This is a genomic window from Pseudomonas sp. Pseusp97, from assembly GCF_047304025.1.
Lineage (GTDB): Bacteria > Pseudomonadota > Gammaproteobacteria > Pseudomonadales > Pseudomonadaceae > Pseudomonas.
Map to the genome: position 1 here is coordinate 1 of NZ_JBGLYK010000288.1, position 5,882 is coordinate 5,882.

At 65.7% G+C, this 5,882-nt stretch carries 6 protein-coding genes; 5 read left to right on the top strand and 1 reads right to left on the bottom strand.

The window, feature by feature from the left end; translation table 11 throughout:
* Positions 1 to 144: 144 nt before the first annotated feature.
* A complete protein-coding gene (locus ACCC94_RS27225; protein ID WP_413352713.1) occupies positions 145 to 1,050 on the bottom strand; it encodes a LysR substrate-binding domain-containing protein in 906 nt (301 codons plus the stop codon).
* A 238-nt stretch (positions 1,051 to 1,288) separates the two neighbouring features.
* Between ACCC94_RS27225 and ACCC94_RS27230 the strand changes: the two genes are divergently transcribed.
* From ACCC94_RS27230 to ACCC94_RS27250, 5 genes are all read left to right on the top strand, one after another.
* The gene (locus ACCC94_RS27230) at positions 1,289 to 2,407 is read left to right on the top strand and encodes an ABC transporter ATP-binding protein (protein WP_413352714.1); all 1,119 of its coding nucleotides are present in this window, start codon (positions 1,289 to 1,291) and stop codon (positions 2,405 to 2,407) included.
* 12 nt (positions 2,408 to 2,419) lie between these two features.
* Positions 2,420 to 3,346, top strand: a complete 927-nt coding sequence (locus tag ACCC94_RS27235; protein ID WP_192293919.1) for an ABC transporter permease — start codon at positions 2,420 to 2,422, stop codon at positions 3,344 to 3,346.
* Positions 3,346 to 4,152 carry an ABC transporter permease gene (locus tag ACCC94_RS27240; RefSeq protein ID WP_413352715.1) on the top strand — a complete coding sequence of 269 codons (807 nt, stop codon included), beginning with the start codon at positions 3,346 to 3,348 and terminating at the stop codon, positions 4,150 to 4,152. The genes ACCC94_RS27235 and ACCC94_RS27240 overlap by 1 nt, the downstream gene beginning before the upstream one ends.
* 21 nt (positions 4,153 to 4,173) lie before the next feature.
* The gene (locus tag ACCC94_RS27245; RefSeq protein WP_413352716.1) at positions 4,174 to 5,208 is read left to right on the top strand and encodes an extracellular solute-binding protein; all 1,035 of its coding nucleotides are present in this window, start codon (positions 4,174 to 4,176) and stop codon (positions 5,206 to 5,208) included.
* Positions 5,209 to 5,386: 178 nt separating this feature from the next.
* Positions 5,387 to 5,882 (top strand): amidase family protein (locus ACCC94_RS27250; protein WP_413352717.1); only part of this gene is annotated, 496 nt, incomplete at its 3' end.

Here is a 5,882-nt window from a genome sequence, read left to right on the forward strand (position 1 = left end):
CCCCCCCCGCCCCCGCCGCCTACCAACTCCCCTCTCCACCCTTTTTTTTCCGCCCCCGCCCTCGCCCCCCCCCCCCCCCCCCGGGGGGGGTTTTGCCCCCCCCCCCCCCCCGCTCCTACAGGACACCCGTCGCCGCGTCGCGGCTCAGGCAGGCGCCGACCCGGTGGAAAACTCTTCCTGCAAAGCCGCCCGAATCCAGTCCTCGAACCAGGCCACGTCCGCGCTTACCGCGCCGGTGGGCAGCAGCAGCTGGTAGCTCTCCAGCGGTACTTCCTCGGGCAGCGGGCGCACCAGTGTGCCGGCGGCCAGCTGGTGCTTCACCAGCACCAGATTGGCCAGGGCGATGCCGTGGCCGGCCTCGGCCATGGACAGGGCGTGGTCGTTGCTGACGTAGAGCACGTCGGAATTCACCCGCAGGTCCAGCCCGATGGTGGACAGCCAGAGGTTCCACCATTCGCCGTCGTCGACGTGGATCAGCTTGTGCTGCGCCAGCTCATGCACGCTCCTCAGCGGGCCGTGTTCTTCGAGGTAGGAGGGCGAGCAAACCGGGAACACCGCCGGCCGCACCAGCGTGCTGTGACACTGCGGATAGACGCCGGGAAGCCCGTAGACGATCCCCAGATCGGCGCTTTTACCGTCCACTTCGGTGAAAGTCGGGTTGGGTTCCACTGCCACCTTCAGGCCCGGGCGCTGTTGGCGCAGGGTTTCCAGCCGTGGCATCAGCCAGCGCTTGGCGAAGGCCGGCACCACCAGGATCTTCAGCCAGCGCGCGGTGCCGCCGGGGGCCAGTTCGTGGCCGGCGTCGGCGATCTGCTGCAGGGCTGTGGATATCTTCGCGTAGTAACGCTGCCCGGCCGGGGTCAGGCTCACCCCGCGTGGAGTGCGCTCGAACAGCTGCACGCCGAGCCAGTCCTCCAGCAGCTTCACGTGACGGCCGATGGCCGGCTGAGTGACATGCAGGTCTTTCGAGGCGGCGACATAGCTGCCCAGCCGGGCGGCGGCCTCGAAGGCGCGGACGGCATTGAGCGGCGGAAGGCGCTGGATGGACATGGGCTCAGCCTCGGGTATTAATTTTCAGCTGTTAATTTATTTAATATCGAATGTAAGAAAATTGAGCTTTCCGCTCAACCACCTTTCTTCGAATATCCGCTCCAGCAGCATCACCACAATATCGAGCCGAACCCACGGCCAGCGCTGCATCCAGCGTTTACTCCAGCCCTGCCAGAACAACTACAAGATCCCCCGGCTGCCAGCGTGCGGCAAACGGGAAGGATGCGGAGGTTTCACCATGAATGCCCTGCACAGCCTGCAGACGGCGGCGGTTTCCATCCGCTCCGTACGCAAGGTCTACGGCGACCCGGCCAGCGGTCCCGTCGCGCTCAAATGCGTCGACCTGGACATCCGCGACAACGAATTCTTCACCCTGCTCGGCCCGTCGGGCTGCGGCAAGACCACCCTGCTGCGGATGATCGCCGGCTTCGAATTCCCCACCTCCGGGGAAATCCGGCTCTACGGCGAGAACATCGCCGACCGGCCGCCCTTCGAGCGCCCGGTGAACACCGTGTTCCAGCACTACGCGCTGTTCCCGCACATGACCATCGCCGAGAACCTCGCCTTCGGCCTGGAATCCCATCCGATGGGCCAGCGCATGAGCAAGGCGCAGGTCGCCGAGCGCGTCCGCGAAATGCTCGCCCTGGTGCAGATGGAACGCTTCGCCCAGCGCAAGCCGACCCAGCTTTCCGGCGGCCAGCAACAGCGCGTCGCCCTGGCCCGCGCGCTGGCGCCGCATCCCAAGGTGCTGCTGCTCGACGAGCCGCTCTCGGCGCTCGACCTCAAGCTGCGCCAGGCCATGCGCGAGGAGCTCAAGGCGATCCAGTCCAAGACCGGCATCACCTTCATCTTCGTCACCCATGACCAGGAAGAAGCCCTGACCATGTCTGACCGCATCGCCGTGCTCTCCGAGGGCGAGGTGCAGCAGGTCGGCCGGCCGGACGACATCTACGAAAACCCGCGCAACCGCTTCGTCGCCGACTTCATCGGCGAGACCAACTTCCTCCCGGCGCGGGTGGAGAACTTCACCGGCGACTGCGCGCAGTACCGCATTCCCGGCGACCAGCTGATCGAGGCCCCGGCCCGCGAAGGCCTGAAGGTTGGCGCCGAGGTCACCCTGTCGATCCGTCCCGAGCGCCTGCAACTGGTGGCCGAGGACACGCTGGCGGCCACGCCCTGCACGGTCGTCCAGCAGATCTACCTGGGTACCGACCTGCAGTACCAGGTCAGCCTCGCCGACGGCACTCGCCTGACGGTCCGCGCGCCCAACAGCGCCGGCCAACGCGGGCGGCTGGTGGCCGGGCAACGCGCCGGGCTGCTGTTCGAAAAAGGCAGCGCCAGCGTCCTGGTGGACTGAGCGGAGGTGAGCATGAACCGGTTATCCACAACCGCCGGCAATTCGCTGGAGCGGCGCCAGGCGCTGCGCAGCTTCCTCGGCGTATCGCCCGCGCTGGTCTCCATCGGGCTGTTCCTGATCGTGCCGATCTTCATCGTGGTCGGTTACTCGCTGATGCAGGCCAACCCCTACGGCGGGGTGAACCCGCACTTCAGCATCGACGCCTATGTCTCGCTGCTGTTCGAGCGCCAGCTCGACGACAGCCTGGCCTTCGCCGACTCCTACGTCATGATCGCCCTGCGCTCCATCGGCATAGCCGCGGCGACCACCGTCATCACCCTGCTGGTGGGCTTCCCGGTGGCGGTGTGGCTGGCGATGCAACCGGCGCACCGTCGCGGCCTGCTGATCTTCCTGATCACCGTGCCGTTCTGGGCCAACCTGCTGATCCGTACCTACGCCTGGATCCTGCTGCTGCGCGGCACCGGCGTGGTCAACGGCACGCTGATGAGCCTGGGGCTCATCCACCAGCCGCTGAACCTGCTGTACACCGATGGCGCCGTGCTGCTGGGCCTGGTCTACACCTACGCGCCCTTCGTCGTGCTGCCGATCTACGCCACCCTCGAGAAGATGGACATGCGCCTGCTCGAAGCGGCCCAGGACCTCTACGCCGGGCGTATCCGCACCCTGCGCAAGGTGGTCCTGCCGATTGCCCGTCCGGGTATCCTGGCCGGCGCCATCCTCACCTTCGTGCCCTGCCTGGGCGCGATGATCGCCCCCGAGCTGCTCGGCGGCGGCACCAAGATGATGCTCGGCAACCTGATCTTCCGGCAGTTCAGCGACTCGCGGAACTGGCCCTTCGGCGCGGCGCTGTCGCTGGTGCTGATGGGAGCGGTGATGCTGGTGCTGATGTTCTACGCGATGCGCGCCGAACGCCTGCGCATCGCCCGGGGAGGTGAGTGATGCTGTCTCTGCTGAGCAAACGCCGTCTGGGCGTACAGGATTTCCGTGGCTTCGGCGCGCTGAGTTTCCTGTTCTACCTGTACCTCTACGCGCCCATCGTGGTGCTGGTGGTGCTCTCGTTCAACGCCAACCAGTCCGCCACCGTGTGGACCGGTTTCAGCCTCGACTGGTACCGCAGCGCCTTCGCCAACCAGGCGTTGCGCCAGGCCGCCGGCAACAGCCTGCTGATTGCCGTGTGTGCCAGCGTGATCGCCACGGTGATTGCCACCCTGGCTGCGCTGGGCACCTCGCGCGGCGCCAAGTTCAAGGGCCTGCGCCTGTCCATGGGGGCGATCATGCTGCCGCTGGTGCTGCCCGAGATCGTCGTCGGCGTCGCCACCCTGGCGCTGTTCTCCACCCTCGGCCTGTCGCTGGGCTACGGCAACCTGATCATCGCCCACACGGTGTTCTGCATCCCGTTCGCCTACCTGCCGATCCGTGCCCGCCTCAACGACATGGACCTCTCGCTGGAACAGGCTGCCGCCGACCTCTACGCCGGCCCCTGGCGGACTTTCCGCAAGGTGACCCTGCCGCTGCTGATGCCGGGAATCTTCTCCGGGCTGATGCTGGCCTTCATCGTCTCGCTGGATAACTTCGTGATCTCGATGATGGTCTCCCAGGCCGGCACCACCACCTTGCCGATCTTCATCTTCGGCCTGTTGCGCATGGGCGTGACGCCCGATGTCAACGCGGTGTCGACCCTGATCCTCGGCGTTTCCGTGCTGTTCGTAACCCTGTCCTACCTGCTCGGCAAGAAGAAGGCCTGAGCCCACATACCGGAGTAGAAGATGAGCAAACTGATCGCTGCTGTAGGGGCCTCGCTGGCCATGGGCCTGGTGGCCAACGCGAACGCCGCCGAACAACTGAACGTGGTGAGCTGGAGTGGTTACTTCACCCCGCAGATCCTGGAGAAGTTCGAGAAGGAAACCGGCATCAAGGTGACCGTGGACTCCTACGACTCCAACGAAACCCTGCTGGCCAAGCTCAAGCAGGGCGGCACCGGCTACGACGTGGCCATCCCCTCGCACCAGTTCGTGCCGATCCTGATCCAGGAGAAGCTGCTGGAGCGCTTCGACCCGGCCAGCCAGCCGTACTACGCCAACGTCGAGGACAACCTGAAGAAGCCCACCTGGGACCCGCAAGGCGCCTACGCCGTGCCCTTCATCTGGGGCACTACCAGCGTGGTGCTGGACAGCACCAAGTACAGCGGCCCGGCCGACAGCTACTCGGTCCTGTTCACCCCGCCGGCGGAGCTGCAGGGCAGGATCAACATGTTCGACTCGGCGAGCGAGGTGATCGACACCGCCAGCCTCTACCTGGGCATCCCGCTGTGCAGCGAGGACCCCAAGCAGATGCAACAGGTGCTGACCCTGCTGAAGAACCAGAAGCCCTTCGTCAAGACATACAGCTCCAAGGCCGGCTCGATCCGCGAGAACCTGGCCTCGGGTGAAGTCGACATGTCGATGTTCTGGGGCGGCTCGTCGATGCGTGCGCGCGAGATGAAATCCAGCCTGAAGTACCTCTACCCGAAAGAGGGCGTGATGGCCTGGGTCGACAACCTGGTGATCCCAGCCGGCGCCAAGCACCCGGAGAACGCGAAGAAGTTCATCGCCTTCCTCAGCCAGCCGGAGAACTCGGCGATGACCCAGAACTTCCTCAAGCACCAGAGCCCGATCAAGGGTGTTGAACCCTTCCTCGACGCCAGCCTGAAGGATGCGCCGGAACTGCACATCCCCGAGGGCACCAAGGTGGTGTTCAGCAAGACCTGCGGCGAAGGCGCGATCCGCCTGGCCGACCGCATCTGGACCAACCTGATGCGCTGATTCCCCGAGCCGGAAATCGACAGGCCGACGCTGCTCGCGTCCACCTTCGTGGGCGCGCCGGCAGCGTGCGGCCCGGTGAACGCGCTATTCGCTACAAGCCCCATCAGCCGGTGGGGTCGTTGAACCCGACCGAATCTTCCCGTTGCGGGAAATCCTGATGAAAAAAAGGCCTCGTTCCATGAGCCAGAAGAACAAGCAAAACGAACTCGTCCAGCTACAGGCCTTTGAGCTGGCCCAGCGCATCCGCCTGCGCGAGGTTTCCTGCCGTGAAGTGATGCAGGCGCACCTCGAGCAGATCGAGCGCTACAACCCGGCGGTCAATGCCATCGTCAGCCAGCAGCCGGACGACCTCCTGCTGGCCGAAGCCGACCAGCGCGACGCCGAACTGGCCCGTGGCCAATACCGTGGCTGGATGCACGGCCTGCCCCATGCGGTGAAGGACCTGTCGCTGACCCAGGGCATCCGCACCACCCTCGGCTCGCCGCTGTTCCGCGACTACCTGCCCGAGCGCGACGGCATCATGGTCGAACGCATCAAGGCGGCCGGCGCGATCATCATCGGCAAGACCAACACTCCCGAATTCGGCCTCGGCTCGCACAGCTACAACCCGATCTTCGGTGCCACCGGCTGCGCCTACGCGCCGGAGCGCACCGCCGGCGGCAGCAGCGGTGGCG

Excerpts from the sequence above, each read along its gene's own strand:
- ACCC94_RS27235 (WP_192293919.1), top strand. The coding sequence starts at position 2,420 with ATGAACCGGTTATCCACAACCGCCGGCAATTCGCTGGAGCGGCGCCAG.
- ACCC94_RS27225 (WP_413352713.1), bottom strand. The coding sequence starts at position 1,050 with ATGTCCATCCAGCGCCTTCCGCCGCTCAATGCCGTCCGCGCCTTCGAG.
- ACCC94_RS27245 (WP_413352716.1), top strand. The coding sequence starts at position 4,174 with ATGAGCAAACTGATCGCTGCTGTAGGGGCCTCGCTGGCCATGGGCCTG.
- ACCC94_RS27230 (WP_413352714.1), top strand. The coding sequence starts at position 1,289 with ATGAATGCCCTGCACAGCCTGCAGACGGCGGCGGTTTCCATCCGCTCC.
- ACCC94_RS27240 (WP_413352715.1), top strand. The coding sequence starts at position 3,346 with ATGCTGTCTCTGCTGAGCAAACGCCGTCTGGGCGTACAGGATTTCCGT.